Source organism: Streptomyces sp. NPDC046716 (assembly GCF_040645755.1).
In the GTDB taxonomy this organism is placed as follows: domain Bacteria; phylum Actinomycetota; class Actinomycetes; order Streptomycetales; family Streptomycetaceae; genus Streptomyces.
The window spans coordinates 92734-109628 of record NZ_JBEYYU010000015.1 but is presented as its reverse complement, the minus strand read 5'-3'; the positions used below and the strand labels follow the sequence as shown (position 1 = coordinate 109628).

General features: G+C 73.5%; 15 protein-coding genes. 10 read left to right on the top strand and 5 right to left on the bottom strand.

The window, feature by feature from the left end; genetic code table 11:
* The first annotated feature begins 28 nt into the window (after nt 1–28).
* The 3 genes from coaBC (at nt 29) to ABZ930_RS14360 (ending at nt 4993) form a co-directional block, all read left to right on the top strand.
* Nucleotides 29–1279, top strand: a complete 1251-nt coding sequence (gene coaBC, locus ABZ930_RS14370; RefSeq protein WP_361546748.1) for a bifunctional phosphopantothenoylcysteine decarboxylase/phosphopantothenate--cysteine ligase CoaBC — start codon at nt 29–31, stop codon at nt 1277–1279.
* Nucleotides 1280–1531: 252 nt separating this feature from the next.
* Complete coding sequence (metK, locus tag ABZ930_RS14365) at nt 1532–2740, top strand: methionine adenosyltransferase (RefSeq protein ID WP_361546745.1); 1209 nt, start codon at nt 1532–1534, stop codon at nt 2738–2740.
* A gap of 102 nt (nt 2741–2842) precedes the next feature.
* The gene (locus tag ABZ930_RS14360; protein ID WP_361546742.1) at nt 2843–4993 is read left to right on the top strand and encodes a primosomal protein N'; all 2151 of its coding nucleotides are present in this window, start codon (nt 2843–2845) and stop codon (nt 4991–4993) included.
* Nucleotides 4994–5095: 102 nt separating this feature from the next.
* On the opposite strand, the gene ABZ930_RS14355 is transcribed toward ABZ930_RS14360, so the two are convergent.
* Nucleotides 5096–5644, bottom strand: coding sequence for a hypothetical protein (locus ABZ930_RS14355; RefSeq protein ID WP_361546739.1), 549 nt, complete (start codon nt 5642–5644; stop codon nt 5096–5098).
* A 276-nt stretch (nt 5645–5920) separates the two neighbouring features.
* On the opposite strand from ABZ930_RS14355, the gene fmt reads away from it, so the two are divergent.
* The 6 genes from fmt to ABZ930_RS14325 all read left to right on the top strand — a co-directional run bounded on the left by fmt (nt 5921) and on the right by ABZ930_RS14325 (nt 11159).
* A complete protein-coding gene (gene fmt / locus ABZ930_RS14350; RefSeq protein WP_361546736.1) occupies nt 5921–6850 on the top strand; it encodes a methionyl-tRNA formyltransferase in 930 nt (309 codons plus the stop codon).
* A 104-nt stretch (nt 6851–6954) separates the two neighbouring features.
* Nucleotides 6955–8421, top strand: coding sequence for a transcription antitermination factor NusB (locus ABZ930_RS14345; RefSeq protein WP_361546733.1), 1467 nt, complete (start codon nt 6955–6957; stop codon nt 8419–8421).
* Nucleotides 8422–8557: 136 nt separating this feature from the next.
* Complete coding sequence (gene rpe, locus ABZ930_RS14340; protein ID WP_361546730.1) at nt 8558–9235, top strand: ribulose-phosphate 3-epimerase; 678 nt, start codon at nt 8558–8560, stop codon at nt 9233–9235.
* Between the two features lie 206 nt (nt 9236–9441).
* Nucleotides 9442–10425, top strand: a complete 984-nt coding sequence (locus ABZ930_RS14335) for a sugar-binding domain-containing protein (protein WP_361546845.1) — start codon at nt 9442–9444, stop codon at nt 10423–10425.
* A gap of 102 nt (nt 10426–10527) precedes the next feature.
* Nucleotides 10528–10851: a ribonuclease domain-containing protein gene (locus tag ABZ930_RS14330; protein WP_361546842.1), complete on the top strand. Its 324-nt coding sequence runs from the start codon at nt 10528–10530 to the stop codon at nt 10849–10851.
* Nucleotides 10848–11159, top strand: coding sequence for a barstar family protein (locus ABZ930_RS14325; RefSeq protein WP_361546727.1), 312 nt, complete (start codon nt 10848–10850; stop codon nt 11157–11159). The genes ABZ930_RS14330 and ABZ930_RS14325 overlap by 4 nt, the downstream gene beginning before the upstream one ends.
* Here the strand turns inward: ABZ930_RS14325 and ABZ930_RS14320 are convergent.
* The 4 genes from ABZ930_RS14320 to arcC all read right to left on the bottom strand — a co-directional run bounded on the left by ABZ930_RS14320 (nt 11156) and on the right by arcC (nt 15084).
* A complete protein-coding gene (locus tag ABZ930_RS14320; protein WP_361546724.1) occupies nt 11156–11686 on the bottom strand; it encodes a DUF1097 domain-containing protein in 531 nt (176 codons plus the stop codon). The two genes, ABZ930_RS14325 and ABZ930_RS14320, sit on opposite strands and share 4 nt — an antisense overlap.
* Before the next feature lie 64 nt (nt 11687–11750).
* On the bottom strand, nt 11751–13001 hold the full coding sequence (locus tag ABZ930_RS14315; protein ID WP_361546722.1) for an amidohydrolase family protein: 1251 nt from the start codon (nt 12999–13001) through the stop codon (nt 11751–11753).
* Nucleotides 12998–14062, bottom strand: coding sequence for an acetamidase/formamidase family protein (locus ABZ930_RS14310; RefSeq protein ID WP_361546720.1), 1065 nt, complete (start codon nt 14060–14062; stop codon nt 12998–13000). The genes ABZ930_RS14315 and ABZ930_RS14310 overlap by 4 nt, the downstream gene beginning before the upstream one ends.
* On the bottom strand, nt 14059–15084 hold the full coding sequence (arcC, locus tag ABZ930_RS14305) for a carbamate kinase (RefSeq protein WP_361546717.1): 1026 nt from the start codon (nt 15082–15084) through the stop codon (nt 14059–14061). The genes ABZ930_RS14310 and arcC overlap by 4 nt, the downstream gene beginning before the upstream one ends.
* 169 nt (nt 15085–15253) lie before the next feature.
* On the opposite strand from arcC, the gene ABZ930_RS14300 reads away from it, so the two are divergent.
* Complete coding sequence (locus ABZ930_RS14300) at nt 15254–16825, top strand: PucR family transcriptional regulator ligand-binding domain-containing protein (RefSeq protein ID WP_361546714.1); 1572 nt, start codon at nt 15254–15256, stop codon at nt 16823–16825.
* Nucleotides 16826–16895 lie beyond the last annotated feature (70 nt).

The following is a 16895-nucleotide window of genomic DNA, read 5'->3' as shown; positions in this document are numbered from 1 at the left end:
AGCGCGACTGCCGGGCCTGTGGTGTGTCATGGAGTCGTACGTTTTCGAGTGCGGGGAGGCACGGACAGTGGACAAGCCCAAGGTCGTCCTGGGGGTCAGTGGCGGGATCGCCGCCTACAAGGCGTGCGAGCTGCTGCGCCGCCTGACGGAGTCCGGCCACGACGTACGCGTCGTGCCCACCGACTCGGCGCTCCACTTCGTCGGCGCCGCCACCTGGTCGGCCCTGTCGGGCAACCCGGTCTCCACCGAGGTCTGGGACTCCGTCCACGAGGTCCCGCACGTGCGCATCGGCCAGCACGCGGACGTGGTCGTCGTCGCCCCGGCCACCGCGGACATGCTCGCGAAGGCCGCCCACGGCCTCGCCGACGACCTCCTCACGAACACCCTGCTGACCGCCCGCTGTCCGGTCGTCTTCGCGCCCGCCATGCACACCGAGATGTGGGAGCACCCGGCCACCCAGGAGAACGTCGCCACGCTGCGCCGCCGCGGCGCCCTCGTCATCGAGCCCGCCGTCGGCCGGCTGACCGGCGTGGACACCGGCAAGGGGCGCTTCCCCGACCCCGTGGAGATCTTCGAGTACGTACGCCGGGTGCTCGCCCGCGGTCCCGAGACCCCGGACCTCTCCGGACGGCACGTCGTCGTCAGCGCCGGCGGCACCCGCGAGCCCCTCGACCCGGTCCGCTTCCTCGGTAACCGCTCCTCCGGCAAGCAGGGCTACGCGCTGGCCCGCACCGCCGCCGCGCGCGGCGCCCGCGTCACCCTGCTGTCCGCGAACGCGACGCTGCCCGACCCGGCCGGCGTCGACGTCGTCCACGTGGGCACCGCCGTCCAGCTGCGCGAGGCGGTCCTGAAGGCGGCCGCCGACGCCGACGCGGTCGTCATGGCGGCGGCCGTCGCCGACTTCCGCCCGCAGGCCTACGCCACCGGCAAGATCAAGAAGAAGGACGGCGAGGAGCCCGCGCCGATCACCCTCGTCCGCAACCCCGACATCCTGGCCGAGATCTCCGCCGGGCGGCCGCGCCCCGGGCAGGTGGTCGTCGGCTTCGCCGCCGAGACCGACGACGTCCTCGCCAACGGCCGCGCGAAGCTGGCCCGCAAGGGCTGCGACCTGCTCGTCGTCAACGAGGTGGGGGAGCGCAAGACCTTCGGCGCGGAGGAGAACGAGGCCGTCCTCCTCGGCTCCGACGGCAGCGAGGACCCGGTCCCGTACGGCCCGAAGGAGGCACTCGCGGACCGGATCTGGGACGCGGTTCTCTCCCGACTGCCGCAGGGGGAGTGAAAAACCGCATTCGCTCCTTCGGACGCACCGATACCCTGAAAACACCGGAATTTCGGGCGTCCCCCGCTCTTCCTAAGACCGATCGTCGTATCGGAGAATGCGGTGTCGCAGGTCACAGCACTCCCAGTAGGCGAGACGCGTGGTCCGGCGAGCGAGCACGACCGATAAACTGTTTCCGGATGTCGTCGGGCGCAGCCCCCGTACCCGTCCGCAAATGATCAGCCAGCAGCCGCTGCAACCACAGGGAGCGTTGTGTCCCGTCGCCTGTTCACCTCGGAGTCCGTGACCGAGGGCCACCCCGACAAGATCGCTGACCAGATCAGCGACACCATTCTCGACGCGCTGCTGCGCGAGGACCCCACGTCCCGCGTGGCCGTCGAGACGCTGATCACCACGGGCCTCGTGCACGTGGCCGGCGAGGTCACCACCAAGGCGTACGCGCCGATCGCGCAGCTCGTGCGCGAGAAGATCCTGGAGATCGGCTACGACTCGTCGAAGAAGGGCTTCGACGGCGCGTCGTGCGGTGTCTCGGTCTCGATCGGCTCGCAGTCGCCGGACATCGCGCAGGGTGTCGACACCGCCTACGAGAAGCGGGTCGAGGGCGATGACGACGAGCTCGACAAGCAGGGCGCGGGCGACCAGGGCCTGATGTTCGGCTACGCGTGCGACGAGACCCCGGAGCTGATGCCGCTCCCGATCCACCTCGCGCACCGCCTGTCGCGCCGCCTGTCCGAGGTCCGCAAGAACGGGACGATCCCCTACCTGCGCCCCGACGGCAAGACGCAGGTCACCATCGAGTACGACGGCGACAAGGCCGTCCGCCTCGACACGGTCGTGGTCTCCTCGCAGCACGCCTCCGACATCGACCTGGAGTCGCTGCTCGCCCCCGACATCCGCGAGTTCGTCGTGGAGCCGGAGCTGAAGGCCCTCCTCGACGACGGCATCAAGCTGGAGACCGAGGGCTACCGCCTGCTGGTCAACCCGACCGGCCGCTTCGAGATCGGCGGCCCGATGGGCGACGCCGGCCTGACCGGCCGCAAGATCATCATCGACACCTACGGCGGCTACGCCCGGCACGGCGGCGGCGCCTTCTCCGGCAAGGACCCGTCCAAGGTGGACCGCTCGGCCGCGTACGCGATGCGCTGGGTCGCCAAGAACGTCGTGGCCGCCGGTCTCGCCGCGCGCTGCGAGGTCCAGGTCGCGTACGCGATCGGCAAGGCCGAGCCGGTCGGTCTCTTCGTGGAGACCTTCGGCACCGCCACGGTCGACACCGACAAGATCGAGTCGGCGATCTCCGAGGTCTTCGACCTCCGCCCGGCCGCGATCATCCGCGACCTCGACCTGCTCCGCCCGATCTACTCCCAGACGGCCGCCTACGGCCACTTCGGGCGCGCGCTGCCCGACTTCACGTGGGAGAAGACCGACCGCGTCGACGCGCTGCGCAAGGCCGCGGGCCTGTAGGTCCCGCGTCGTGCCCGGTGGGCCCGGTTCTCCTTCGGAGGGCCGGGCCCACCGCTTTCCGGGCGCGGCCCGCTGTCACTGCGCTCTGGTAGGAATGCACGTGTGAGCAGCGAGAACGACAGGCCGGAGCAGGGTGGCGGGGGAGGGGAGCCCGAGCAGCTTGCGTTGATCCGGGAGAGCGTGCGGCGGGCCAAGGCGCCGAAGGCCAAGCCGCGGACGTGGCGGGGAGCCGCGCTGGCGAAGGAGCTGCCCGTCGCGCGGGTGCTCGTCGACAAGGGGGTGCTGCACCTCGACCGGTACTTCGAGTACGCGGTGCCCGAGGAGCTGGACGCCGTCGCGCAGCCGGGGGTGCGGGTCCGGGTGCGGTTCGGTGCCGGGTCGAAGAACGTGCGGGACGGGCGGCGCGAGGGCGGCGGGCTCATCGACGGGTTTCTCGTCGAGCGGGTCGCCGAGGCCGAGTACCAGGGGCCCCTCGCCGCGCTCGCCCAGGTCGTGTCGCCCGAGCAGGTGCTCGACCCGGAGCTGCTCGGACTGACCCGGGCGGTGGCCGACCGGTACGCCGGGAGCCTCGCCGACGTGCTCCAGCTGGCGATCCCGCCCCGGCACGCCAAGGCGGAGGCGCGCGAGTTCCCCGAGCCGCCGGCGCCGCCCGCCGCGCCCGAGCCGGGTTCGTGGCAGCGGTACGAGAGAGGGGCCGACTTCGTCGCCTCGCTCGCCGCGGGGGGCGCGCCGCGGGCCGTGTGGACCGCGCTGCCCGGTCCCGAGTGGGCCGAGGAGATCGCCCGCGCCGTGCAGGCGACCCTCGCCTCGGGGCGCGGGGCCCTGGTCGTCGTACCGACCGTGCGGCTCGCGGCCCGTGTCGATCAGGCGCTGCGGGATCTGCTCGGGCCGGGACAGCACGCCGTGCTCACCGCCGAGGCAGGGCAGCAGCGGCGGTACTCGGAGTGGCTCGCCGTGCGGCGCGGCGCGGTGCGGGCCGTGGTGGGGACCCGGGCCGCCATGTTCGCTCCCGTACGGCGGCTGGGGCTCGTGGTGCTGTGGGACGACGGGGACGCACACCACAGCGACGACCACGCGCCGTTCCCGCATGTGCGGGAGGTCCTCGAACTGCGGGCCGCCCGGGACAAGTGCGCCTTCCTGGCCGGGAGTTGGAGCTGCACCGTCGAGGCCGCGCAGCTGGTGCGCAGCGGGTGGGCCGCCGCCGTCGCCGCCCCGCGGGCCGAGGTCCGACGGGCCGCGCCGCTCGTGCGGACCGTCGGCGATCTCGATCTCGCGCGGGACGAGGCGGCGCGGGCCGCCCGGCTGCCCAGCATCGCGTGGGAGGTCGCACGGAAGGCGCTGCGCGAGGGGCCCGTGCTCGTCCAGGTGCCCCGGCGCGGCTACGTGCCCCGGCTCGCCTGTCAGCGCTGCCGCGAGCCCGCCCGCTGCCGGGCGTGTGCCGGGCCGCTGGAGGCGCGGGAGGCGACCGGTGTGCTCGCCTGTGGCTGGTGCGGACGCGAGGAGCCCGGCTGGAGCTGCGCCGAGTGCGGGGGCACCCGGCTGCGGGCCCAGGTCGTCGGCGCCCGGCGGACCGCCGAGGAGTTGGGCCGGGCGTTCGCCGCCGTGCCGGTGCGGACGTCCGGGCGTGAGCAGGTGCTCGACACCGTGTCCGGGGAGCCGGCGCTCGTGGTGAGCACGCCCGGCGCCGAGCCGGTGGCCGAAGGAGGCTACGCGGCGGCCCTGCTGCTCGACGGCTGGGCCATGCTCGGGCGGCCCGACCTGCGGGCCGGCGAGGAGGCGCTGCGGCGCTGGATCGCGGCGTCCGCGCTGGTCCGGCCGCAGGACGCGGGCGGCACCGTCGTCGTCGTGGCCGAGCCGACGCTGCGGCCCGTGCAGGCGCTGGTGCGCTGGGACCCCGTGGGTCACGCGGTGCGGGAGCTCGCCGACCGCGCCGAGCTGGGGTTCCCGCCGGTGTCCCGGATGGCCGCGGTGAGCGGGGTGCCGGACGCGCTGGCCGGTTTCCTCGGCGCGGTCGAACTGCCCGCGGACGCCGAGGTGCTGGGGCCCGTGCCGGTGCCCGAGAGCGGGGGCGGCGGGACGCGCAGGCCGGGGGCGCCCCCGCCCGGCGAGCACTGGGAGCGGGCCCTCGTGCGGGTCCCGCCGGGCAGCGGCGCCGCCCTCGCGGCCGCCCTCAAGCACGCCCAGGCGACACGGATGGCGCGCGGCGGGATCGAGCCGGTGCGCGTACGGGTGGACCCGCTCGACATCGGGTGACCCGGCGTCAGGCCCGGTTGCCGCCGGAGCGTCAACATGGCGAGGCCTCCCCGGCCATGAGGGCGGGGAGGCTGCGTCGAACAGGGATCGACCGGTCCTGCGTCAGCCGTTGCGCGGACCCGGGAAGGCGGTCGGCCGCGCTTCCTCGCGTAGGCCCGAACTGCCCGCGGTCGGCTGGGTCGGCATCGACCGGGCGGCGGGCACCGAGGGCAGCGGGCCCGTGGCCAGCGGAACCGGCGGCCGGGGCGCGGTGGTCGTCGGGGTGTCGGTGGCCCGCTCGGCCTCGGCGGCGGCCTGGGTCGCGGCCCTGCGCGCCCCGTAGCGACGGTGCACCGCCTGCTTGGTGACTCCGAGCGCGGAGCCCACCGCGTCCCACGAGAAGCCCAGCGAGCGGTCGAAGTCCACGGCGGCTGTCACCAGGGTCTCGACGCTGTCCCGCAGCTCCTGGGCGAGACGGACGGTCGGGGCGGGTGCCCTGCCGTAGACGACGAAGCCCGCGGAGGGGCCTGAGCGACGCGGGCGGTAGACATTGCCGAGCTGTGCGGTGAGGGTGCGCAGTGCGTCCACCTGCCGTCGGACCCGCTCGATGTCCCGCACCAGCAGGTGCAGGCTGGCCCGTGCCTGGGCGTCGTGGGTTGCGTGGTCGGCCATTTACAAGCCTCTCGAACCGGCGATGAAAGATGAGAATGGTGGGCCGGTCACGCACCGAACGACGACGGCGTCCGACGACGAACGAGTGATGGCGGCCCGAAGACTGGTCAACTCTTTCTTGACCAACGCGCCATGCGGTGAGGGGTCACGCTGTTCGGGCGTATCCGCATATGCGCAGGGCGCACGTTCTGGCGTGCGCCCCATGCGTGTGTGCGACCGGGCCCCCATAGACTGGTGCGCTGCCCGTCACCCCGCCCGAGAGGCCACGATCCACCGATGAAGCTCGTCTTCGCCGGCACCCCCGAGGTCGCCGTTCCCGCCCTGGACGCCCTGATCGCCTCCGACCGGCACGAGGTCGCCGCGGTCGTCACCCGGCCCGACGCCCCCGCCGGGCGCGGCCGCCGCCTGATCGCGAGCCCGGTCGCCGAGCGCGCCGAGGAGGCGGGCATCGAGGTGCTCAAGCCCGCCAAGCCGCGCGACGAGGAGTTCCTGGCCCGGCTGCGCGAGATCGGCCCGGACTGCTGCCCCGTCGTCGCCTACGGCGCGCTGCTGCCGAAGATCGCGCTCGACGTGCCCGCCCGCGGCTGGGTCAATCTGCACTTCTCGCTGCTGCCCGCCTGGCGCGGCGCGGCGCCCGTGCAGCACTCGATCATGGCGGGCGACGAGATCACCGGCGCGTCGACCTTCCTCATCGAGGAGGGCCTCGACTCCGGGCCCGTGTACGGCACGGTGACCGAGGCGGTCCGGTCCACGGACACCAGCGGGGACATGCTGACGCGGCTCGCGTTCGCCGGTGCCGGGCTGCTCGTCGCGACCATGGACGGGATCGAGGACGGCTCCGTGCACGCCGTGCCGCAGCCCGCCGACGGCGTCTCCCTCGCCCCGAAGATCACCGTCGAGGACGCCCGGCTCGACTGGGCCGCGCCCGCGCTCCGCGTCGACCGTGTCGTGCGCGGCTGCACGCCCGCGCCCGGCGCCTGGACCGAGTTCCGCGGGGAGCGGCTCAAGGTCCGCTCCGCCGTGCCGGTCCCGGACCGCACGGACCTGGCGCCGGGCGAGCTGGCCGTCGGCAAGAAGAATCTGTACGTCGGCACCGGCAGCTGTGCCGTCGAGCTGCTGTGGGTGCAGGCCCAGGGCAAGAAGCCGATGGCGGCGGCGGACTGGGCGCGCGGGGTGCGGATCGCGACGGGGGAGCGGCTGGGCTGAGGCCCGGAGAGGTCCGGACGGGGGCCGGGCCGTAGTCTTGGAGGGTTGACATCGGCGTACGCCCCTGTGCCTGACGCCCGTACGAATCCAGCAGCGGAGCACCTTTGAACGACCAGCCGACCTCGTCGAACCGTGGCCCCGGCAAGTCCGGCAAGCCCAGTAAGCCTGGTAAGCCCCACCGCCGTCCCAAGAAGGACCCGGTGCGCATCCTCGCCTTCGAGGTGCTGCGCGCGGTCGACGAGCGGGACGCGTACGCGAATCTCGTGCTGCCGCCGCTGCTGCGCAAGGCGCGCGAGAAGGAGGGCCCCGACACGTTCGACGGGCGGGACGCGGCGCTCGCGACCGAGCTGGTCTACGGGACGCTGCGGCGGCAGGGCACGTACGACGCGATCGTGGCGGCCTGCATCGACCGGCCGCTCAGGGAGGTCGATCCGCCCGTCCTGGACGTGCTGAACCTGGGCGTGCACCAGCTGCTCGGGACGCGGATCCCGACGCACGCCGCCGTCTCCGCGTCGGTGGAGCTGGCGCGGGTCGTGCTCGGCGACGGACGGGCCAAGTTCGTCAACGCGGTGCTGCGCAAGGTCTCGCAGCACGATCTCGACGCCTGGATGGAGCGCGTCGCGCCCCCGTACGACGAGGACCCCGAGGACCATCTCGCCGTCGTCCATTCGCATCCGCGATGGGTGGTGTCGGCGCTGTGGGACTCGCTGGGCGGCGGCCGCGCCGGGATCGAGGACCTGCTGGAGGCGGACAACGAGCGGCCCGAGGTGACGCTCGTGGCGCGGCCCGGGCGGACCACCGCCGAGGCCGTGCTCGCCGAGGTCGGCGAGGATTCGGGGCTGCCCGGACGCTGGTCGCCGTATGCCGTGCGGCTCGCCGAGGGCGGTGAGCCGGGGGCGTTCGACGTCGTCAAGGCCGGGCGCGCCGGAGTGCAGGACGAGGGCAGCCAGCTGGTCGCGCTCGCGCTCGCGAACGCTCCGGTCGAGGGCTCCGACACCAAGTGGCTCGACGGGTGCGCCGGGCCGGGCGGCAAGGCCGCCATGCTCGCCGGTCTGGCCGCCGAGCGCGGCGCCGTGCTCCTCGCCTCCGAGAAGCAGCCGCACCGGGCCGGACTCGTCGCCAAGGCGCTGAACGGCAATCCGGGGCCGTACCAGGTGATCGCGGCGGACGGGACGCGGCCGCCGTGGCGGTCCGGTTCGTTCGACCGCGTCCTCATGGACGTGCCCTGTACGGGACTCGGCGCCCTGCGGCGGCGGCCCGAGGCGCGGTGGCGCCGGCGGCCCGAGGACCTCGACGGGTTCGGGCCGTTGCAGCGGAGTCTGCTGCGGACCGCGCTCGACTCCGTGCGGGTCGGGGGAGTCGTGGGGTACGCGACGTGCTCGCCGCACCTCGCCGAGACGCGGGCCGTCGTGGACGACGTGCTGAAGTCGGTCGGCGGGGCCGAACTCATCGACGCGCGGCCGTTGTTGGAGGGTGTGCCGGGGCTGGGGGACGGGCCGGATGTGCAGTTGTGGCCGCATCTGCACGGTACCGACGCGATGTATCTGGCGTTGATCCGGCGGACCTCGTAGGGCGGTGCGGGTGGGTTGTGGCTGAGGTTCTGGGGCTCTGCCCCAGGCCCCGGTCCTCAATCGCCGGACGGGCTTGATCTGGGGGCTGGTCCGGACCGGGGAGGGAAAGCGGGCGTCGGCATGGCAGTCTTGGGGCATGGCCGTTCAGATCAACCCCAGCATCCTCTCCGCGGACTTCGCGCACCTTGCCGACGAGGCACGTGCGGTGGCGGGCGCCGACTGGCTGCACGTCGACGTCATGGACAACCACTTCGTCCCGAACCTCACCCTCGGGGTGCCGGTCGTAGAGTCGCTGGCACGGGCGACGGACACCCCCCTGGACTGCCATCTGATGATCGAGAACCCCGATCGCTGGGCTCCCCAGTACGTCGAAGCGGGGGCCGGATCCGTCACCTTCCACGCCGAGGCCGCCCACGCGCCCGTCCGGCTCGCCCGCGAGATCCGCGCCAAGGGCGCCCGCGCCTCCATGGCGCTCAAGCCGGCGACGCCCATCGAGCCGTACGAGGATCTGCTCGGCGAGCTCGACATGCTGCTGATCATGACGGTTGAGCCCGGGTTCGGCGGGCAGGCGTTCCTGGACATCATGCTGCCGAAGATCCGCCGGACGCGTGAGCTGATCTCCAAGCACGGGCTCGAGCTGTGGCTGCAGGTCGACGGCGGGGTCTCCGCGTCGACCATCGAGCGGTGCGCGGAGGCGGGGGCGGACGTGTTCGTCGCCGGTTCGGCCGTATACGGGGCGAGCGACCCGGCCGAGGCGGTCCGAGGTCTGCGCGAGCAGGCGGCGGCGTCGTCGACCTGGGCGTGCGGCCACTGAGCCACGGTTACGTGAACGACGTTCCTTCGGGGCTGATCAAGTCGGCCGGATCTGCAAGGATGAACGGCGTATCCAGGTTGTGAACAGAAGAGCGTGCGGTGGGCGCGGTATCAGTGCCTGTGTCCACAGTTGTCGTGTGAGTCGTGAAGAAGAGCAGTGAGGAGATCGCCGTGTCCGCATCATCGGCGGGACGCGCAGCCCTGCGGATGGGACCCGCGGAGCTGATGCAGGCGGCGGCCATGGCCCGTCGCTTCTATCTGGAGGGCAAGTCCAAGATCCAGATCGCCGAGGAGTTCGGCGTCAGCCGGTTCAAGGTGGCCCGGGTCCTGGAGACCGCCCTCGAGCGGGATCTCGTACGCATCGAGATCCGGGTCCCGGCCGAGCTGGACGCCGATCGTTCCGACGCGCTGCGCGCGCGGTACGGACTGCGGCACGTGGTGGTCGTCGAGTCCCCGGCCGAGGCCGAGGAGTCGCCCGACCCCGAGAACCTGGGAGAGGTCGCCGCCGATCTCCTGGGCGAGCTCGTCACCGAGGGCGATGTCCTGGGTCTCGCGTGGGGCCGCTCCACCATTCACATGGCCGCGGCCCTCGACCGGCTCCCGCCGTGCACCGTCGTGCAGCTGACCGGTGTGTACGACGCCGGGACCGCCGAGCGCGGCTCCGTCGAGGCCGTACGGCGGGCCGCGCAGGTCTCGGGCGGCGACGCGCACCCGATCTACGCGCCGATGCTGCTGCCGGACGCCGCCACCGCGGCGGCGCTGCGCAACCAGACCGGGATCGCCCGCGCCTTCGAGTACTTCGACAAGGTCACCGTGGCGTGCGTGTCCATCGGCTCCTGGGAGCCGGGCATCTCCACCGTGCACGACATGCTCAGCGACGAGGAGCGCGCGCACTACGCGTCGCTGGGTGTCGCGGCCGAGATGTCGGCCCACCTGTTCGACGCCCAGGGGCGTCGGGTCGGCCGGGACCTCGGCGAGCGCTGCATCACGGTCGAGGCGGACCGGCTGCGCCGCATACCTGAGGTCGTCGCCATCGCCGGCGGGCAGCGCAAGGCCGGCGCCATCGACGCGGTGCTGCGGTCCGGGCTCGTGACCAGTCTGGTCACCGACACGTCCGCGGCTGATTTCTTGTTGACCGCCGGGCCGACGCCGAAGCCCGCGTTGCAGCGGGCCGATCCCGACGGAGTGTGAGGTCGCGGGGCTCCGCCCCGGGGCCCGCTCCTCAATCCACCCCCCGGACTCCGTCCGGGGGGACCCTCAAGAGGCTTGAACGTGGCTCGTCGTCTTCTCTGTCTGCTAGCGGCCTGTTGCGCTCTGCTCGTCGGATGCGCCGACACCGGGATGGCCACCGTCCGGGAGAGCCGGCTGCCCGTCGAGGCGCGGCGCACGCTCACCCTCATCGACCGGGGCGGGCCCTTCCCGTACGAGAAGGACGGCAGCGTCTTCGGGAACTACGAGCACGAACTGCCCGAGCACCGGCGCGGCTACTACCACGAGTACACCGTGCCCACGCCGGGCTCGCGCGACCGCGGCGCCCGCCGTCTCGTCACCGGTGCGGAGCGGGAGACGTACTACACCGATGACCACTACGAGTCGTTCAAGGAAGTGCTGCGATGAACGCGAGCGGTGACTGGACGGTCCGCGTCCTCGACCTCGACGGGGTCGAGGACAAGGCCGCCTTCATGGACCGCTGCGCCGTCGCCCTCGACCTGCCCGGGTGGTTCGGGCGGAACTGGGACGCGCTGGCCGACGCGCTCGGCGACCCCGGGCAGCTGCCGGAGGCGGCCGCCGAGCGCGGGCTGCTGCTCGTCGTCACCGGATGGCGGGGGTTCGCGCGCCAGGAGCCCGGCCAGTGGGGGATCGCCCAGGAGATCTTCGAGCAGGCCGGCGCGGTGCGCGTGGCCCTGGCGCTGGGCGCTCTCTAGACCCGCTCCGCGGGCCGGCTCTCCAGGGCCGTCGCGAAGGTCAGCTTCGTCGACAGGTATGCGAAGACCGGTCCCAGGGCGTTCATGGCGACGACGCTGAGCCAGGCCACCCACACGTTCCCCGGGTCGTGGCCGAAGCCGCCGAAGTACGTCGCGAAATAGCTGGCGAAGCCGAAGAACATGCCGGGGATCAGCGCGAGGGCCTTGAGCCGGCCCGCGTACATCAGGGCACTGTTGACGACCAGGATGACCAGCGCCTGGAAGGTGTTGCGGGCCCACTGGCCGTCACCGAACGCCGTGCCCGCGTGGTTCTCGATCACCACGATGACCAGGGCGAACGTCGAGCCCGCGGGCATCGCGAACCACAGCTTCCTGGCGTTCGCGAGGCTCGGGCCGCCCAGCAGGAAGGTCCCTGCCCACGAGATGAAGATCGCCCAGGGCGGCAGATGGAGCGCGTTGCCGCCGATGAACGCCGTGAGGCCGGCGAGCACGGAGGCGACGATTTCGTGCGGGAGGCGTTCGCGCATGGGGACTCCTCGGTGGAGGGGGAAGGGTGGGATGCGTGCGCGGGTGCCGTGCGGGTGTACGGACTCAGGGGGTCAGCAGTTCGGACGTACGGGTGGTGCGGGCCACGACCCGGCCCGCCTTGATGACGTGGGAGCGGTCGGGGCGGTCCAGGACGATGTCGTCGTACGTGGTCGAGTCCAGGACCACCAGATCGGCGCGGGCGCCCGGGCGGACGCCGTAGGTGTCGGCGGTGCCGGTCACCCGGGCCGCGTCGTACGTGACCATGCGCAGGACGCGGGCCAGGTCGGCGGGGCCCGACAGATGGCCGGTCTGGGCGAGCAGCAGGGCCGTGTCCAGGGCGTCGGCGCTGCCGTACGGGGTGAAGGCGTTGCGGATGTTGTTCGAGGAGCAGGCCGTGAGCACGCCCGCGTCCCACAGCTCGCGCACCGGGGCGACGCCGCGACGGACGGCCGTGCTGTCGTGGCGGCCGCTCAGGTGCAGATCCGTGGCGGGGAGCGGGACCACGGCGACGCCCGCGTCGGCGAGCGCGGCCAGCGCGCGGGCGCGGTCGGCGGGCGGGCGGCCCGCGAGGGAGGTGGCGTGGCCGAGCGCGACCCGCCCGGCCAGGCCGCGGCGCGCGGTCTCCTCCGCGATGAACTCGGCGAGCGCGTAGCGGGGATCGCTCGCGTCGTCCGCGAAGTCCGCGTGCAGATCAGCCGGCAGACCGTGCTCCACTGCGAGATCCAGGACGAGTTCGACATGGCGGCGGGCGTCGGCGAGGGAGTCCTCGTTGTACGGGCAGCCGCCGACGACGTCCGCGCCCGCGGTGAGCGCGGCCGTGAGGAGCTTCTCCGTCCCCGGGGAGCGGAAGATGCCCTCCTGCGGGAACGCCACGATCTGGAGGTCCACCAACCGCCGGTACCGCTCGCGGAGTTCGAGCAGCACCTCGACGCCGAGCAGTCCCGCGAGCGGGTCGACGTCGGGGTGGGCGCGGATCAGGGTCGTGCCGTTGCGGACCGCCGTCTCCAGGACCGTACGGGCCCGGTCGTACACGTCGGCGCGGGTGAAGGACCGCTTCAGCTCGCCGGTCACCGCGATGGCGCCGGCCAGGGTGCCGTCGGGGTTCGGGCGGACGGCGTCCAACAGGGCCTTGTCCAGGTGCAGATGGGGCTCGACGAAGCCGGGCAGGACGATGCGGCCCGCGCAGTCGATGGTCTCGCCGGCCGTCGACGCGGGGACGTCGCCCACCGTGTGGACGAGGCCGTCGGCGAGGAGGAGGTCGCAGGGGTCCGCCGCGTTCTCGACGCGGGCGCGGCGCAGGATCAGCGGATTCACCGGGCGCCTCCGGAGCGGAAGTCGGCCTTGCGGATCAGGCAGTGCACGCCCTGTACCTGGTCGACGACCTGCGAGACCTCGAAGTCGGCCGCGGCGCTCAAGTAGGCGTAGGCGGCGTGCGGTTCCATGCCGAAGCGGTCGGTGAGGAAGGCGAGGGCGGAGCGCACGGCCGCCCGCATCGCCAGGTTCAGGTCCTCGTGCAGGCCGAGGGGGATCCAGTGCTGGTCGGTCTCACCGAAGGGTTCCCGGAGGGTCGCCGCGGCGGCGCGGGCCCGCGGGCCCTTGAGGACGGTCAGCCGGAACGTCGCGCGCAGCGGCGCCTCGAACGCGGTGAGCGCGACCTCGCCGTTGCCCTGGGAGTAGTGCGGATCGCCCGTGTGGAAGCCGGCGCCCTCGGTCTGCACCGGCAGATAGACGGTGGCGCCGGTGCCGAGGTGCTTCACGTCGATGTTGCCGCCGTGCCGGCCCGGCGGAACGCTGTGCGCGGGCTCGGCGGTGTCCGTGGCGACGCCCATGATGCCCAGGAAGGGGTGGAGCGGGAAGCGGGCGGCCCGGTCGGCGCCGTAGCGGATGACACCGGCTCCGCGCTCCACCGCGCAGAACGTGAACTCCGGCCCGTCGAGGGCGAATCGCTCCGGCAGTGCGCCGCGCCCGTGGCGGCTGGAGACCAGGCCGTAGTCGGCGCGGCGGTGCAGTGCGAGGACGTCGACGCGCAGCAGGTCGCCGGGTTCGGCGCCGCGCACGTGCACCGGAGCGGACACGACGTGCGGGCCGTCGCGGTCCGCGGCGCGCAGGTGCGGGGTCTTGGCGAGCAGCCGGGCGTCGGACAGGACGTCGGCGGCGGCGACGCCGTACCGGCCGAAGAACTCCACCGGGTCGCTGCCCTGGTCCTCCAGGATGCCCTCGTGGGACACCGTGTCGAAGGTGACCGTCGCGCCCGAGGCGACGGTGCGGGCGGCGGGGGTGGCGCCGCAGGGGAGCCGTCCCCACAGCACGTTCTCCGGGGTGGCCTCCAGATAGTGTTCGCCGTCGATCGGGCCCTGCCCGGATTCCAGAGTCACTGCGGCCTCCCAGCCGTGAGCGGTCCTTCGCGGTGTGCGGGGGCGGCCGGCCCGTGCTCCAGCCAGGTACCGCCCTGTCCTTCGAGGGCCGCGGGCAGCGCGCCCGGCGACGTGATCAGGGCCCGGCGGTGCGGCGCCCCGGAGACGAAGTCGAGCGCCGCCCGGATCTTCGGGCCCATGCTCCCCTCGGGGAACTCGCCCTGATCGAGCAGGAGTTGGGACTCGGTCGGCGTCAGTCGGTCCAGGAAGCGTTGGCCCGGCCCGCCGAAGTCGACGGCGACGCGCTCCACGCCCGTGGTGATCACCAGGAGCCCGGCGTCGAGGTCGGCGGCGAGCAGGGCCGAGGTGAGGTCCTTGTCGATGACGGCCGCCACACCCCGCAGTCCGCCGTCGGCCGTTTCCACCAGCGGGATGCCACCGCCCCCGCCCGCGATCACCGTGCACCCGGCGTCGGACAGCGTGCGCACGGAGGAGGCCTCCAGGATCCGGCGCGGCCGGGGCGAGGGGACCACGCGTCGCCAGCCGCGGCCCGGTTCGGGCGCCACCGACCAGCCGTGCTCCGCGGCCAGCCGGTGGGCCGTCGCCTCGTCGTAGTGGGCGCCGATCGGCTTCGTCGGACGCCCGAACGCCGGGTCGTCCGCGTCCACCAGGGTGTGCGTGAGCAGCGCCGCCACCCGGCCGGGATCACGGCCGAGCGCCCGCAGCCGGCCCGCGATCGCCACCGCCAGGATGTAGCCGAGACTGCCCTGCGCATCGGCCACGCACATGTCCAGTTCCAGGGCGGGCAGTTCGGGCGCCAGCTCCCGTACGAGGTCGGCGCGGCGCTGGATGAAACCGACCTGCGGGCCGTTGCCATGGGTCACCACGACCCGCCACCCGGCGTCGAGCAGCCCGGTCACGGGCACCGCGAGCGTGCGGGCCGCCGCCATCTGCTCGGCGATGGTGGCGTGCGGCCCGCCGCGCAGCAGGGCGTTGCCGCCGACGGCGACGACCACGGTCCGGTGAGCGGTTGGCGAGATCATGCCGTCAAGGTAGGCGCGGCGCTGCGGGGCGTCATGGGCAGCGGACGCCAGGAAGACGGACCCCGCGCTGACACCGGATGACAACGCTTCCGACATGCCCGGCCGGGACACACGGAAGTAACGCGCGGTGTCTTACGGATGGCATCGGGCGGTCGCATAGTGACTGGACATGACAGGCATCGGCACCGGTACCGGCCAGGCCCGCGGCTACGACCTCTCCGCGGGTCTCACCGTGCGCGAGGCGCTCGACCTGCCGTGCCTGGGCGGCGCCCGGCTCGTCGCCGGAGCCCGCGGCGGGGCCCGGCGCATCCGCGTCGTCAACATCATGGAAGTGCCCGACATCGTGCGCTGGATGCGCGGCGGCGAACTGCTGCTCACCACCGCCTACGCGGTGCGCGACGACGAGGCGGCGCTCACCGCCCTCGTCCCCACCCTCGCCGGCCGCGGGCTCGCCGCGCTCGGCGTCAAGATCGGCCCCTACCTGCCCGAACTTCCGCCGCAGATGCTGGCGTTGGGGGACCGGCTCGGCTTCCCGGTGATCGCGCTGCCCGGCGACGTCATGTTCAACGACATCCTCTCCGAGGTCCTCGGCACCGTCCTGAACCGGCACGCCCTGGAACTGGAGCAGTCCCGCGCCCTGCACGAGCGGCTCACCGCGGTCGCCGTCGAGGGCGGCTCCTACCAGGAGCTCATGAACGTACTCCTGGAACTGTCCGGCTGCGCCGTCGCCGTCCACGACCGGCAGGGCGGCGTCCTCGCCTCGGCCGGCGCCCCGCCGCGCGACGTGCCCGCCACCGCCACCCGGCCCCTCGACACCGGCCTGCGGCGCGGCGGCGCCGTCGCGCTGTGGGCCGACGGCGGGGCCCGGCTCACCCCGCACCAGCGGATGGCGCTCGACCACGCCACCACCGTCGCCTGCATGATCGCCGCCCAGGAGCAGGCCGCCGCCAGCCGCCAACAGCACTACCGGACCACGCTGTTGACGGACCTGGTGTCCCGCGCGCCCCGCGACCGCTCCGACACCCTGAGCCGGGCCGCCGCGCTCGGCTGGAACCTGCGGCTGCCGCGCGCCGCCGTGCTGCTGGAGGCGACGGCCGCCGACGGCTCCGCGCCCCTGCCCGGACCGCTCTTCGAGGAACGCCTGCTGAGCCTGGTGCGCGGCGCCGCCGGGCCGCAGGCGCTGCTGTGGGGCAACCAGACCGGCCTCGCGGGCCTCCTCGAACCCGGCGACTCGCTCCCCGCCCGCTGCCAGGCCCTGCACACGGCCGTCACCGCCGCCCACCCCGACTGGAACGTGGTCGTCGCCGCCGGTACCGAACAGAGCGACTTCGCCGCCTACCACCGCAGCTACGAGGAGGCCGTGCAGACCCTCGGGCTCGGCCGCGAGGTGCACGGCGACGACTTCGTGCGCACCTACGCCGACATGGGCGTCTACCGGCTGCTCGGCCAGGTGCCCAGCGTCGAGCTGCGCCGCATGGTCGACGACGCGCTCGGCCCGCTCATCGACCACGACGCCCGCACCGACGGCGCCCTCGTCGAGACCCTCGGCGCCTATCTGCTCCAGGACCGCAACGGCGTCGCCGCCGCGGCCCGGCTGCACATCCACTACAACACCCTGCGCTACCGGCTGCGCCAGATCGAACGCCTCACCGGCGGCCTGGAGCGGCACGCCATGGCCCGCCTCCAGACCGAACTCGCCGTCTACGCACAGCGGTTGCTGACGGTGCGGGAGAGCGGCTGAGCATCACGACGGGTCTTGTCATCCGGTGCCGGTAAACCCGCGGGCGCCCTGGCAACGGGAGCCATGTCCC

Coding starts and splice junctions, on each gene's coding strand:
- fmt (WP_361546736.1), top strand. CDS start 5,921: ATGAAGCTCGTCTTCGCCGGCACCCCCGAGGTCGCCGTTCCCGCCCTG.
- ABZ930_RS14325 (WP_361546727.1), top strand. CDS start 10,848: ATGAACGCGAGCGGTGACTGGACGGTCCGCGTCCTCGACCTCGACGGG.
- ABZ930_RS14335 (WP_361546845.1), top strand. CDS start 9,442: ATGGGACCCGCGGAGCTGATGCAGGCGGCGGCCATGGCCCGTCGCTTC.
- rpe (WP_361546730.1), top strand. CDS start 8,558: ATGGCCGTTCAGATCAACCCCAGCATCCTCTCCGCGGACTTCGCGCAC.
- arcC (WP_361546717.1), bottom strand. CDS start 15,084: ATGATCTCGCCAACCGCTCACCGGACCGTGGTCGTCGCCGTCGGCGGC.
- ABZ930_RS14355 (WP_361546739.1), bottom strand. CDS start 5,644: ATGGCCGACCACGCAACCCACGACGCCCAGGCACGGGCCAGCCTGCAC.
- ABZ930_RS14300 (WP_361546714.1), top strand. CDS start 15,254: ATGACAGGCATCGGCACCGGTACCGGCCAGGCCCGCGGCTACGACCTC.
- ABZ930_RS14320 (WP_361546724.1), bottom strand. CDS start 11,686: ATGCGCGAACGCCTCCCGCACGAAATCGTCGCCTCCGTGCTCGCCGGC.
- coaBC (WP_361546748.1), top strand. CDS start 29: ATGGAGTCGTACGTTTTCGAGTGCGGGGAGGCACGGACAGTGGACAAG.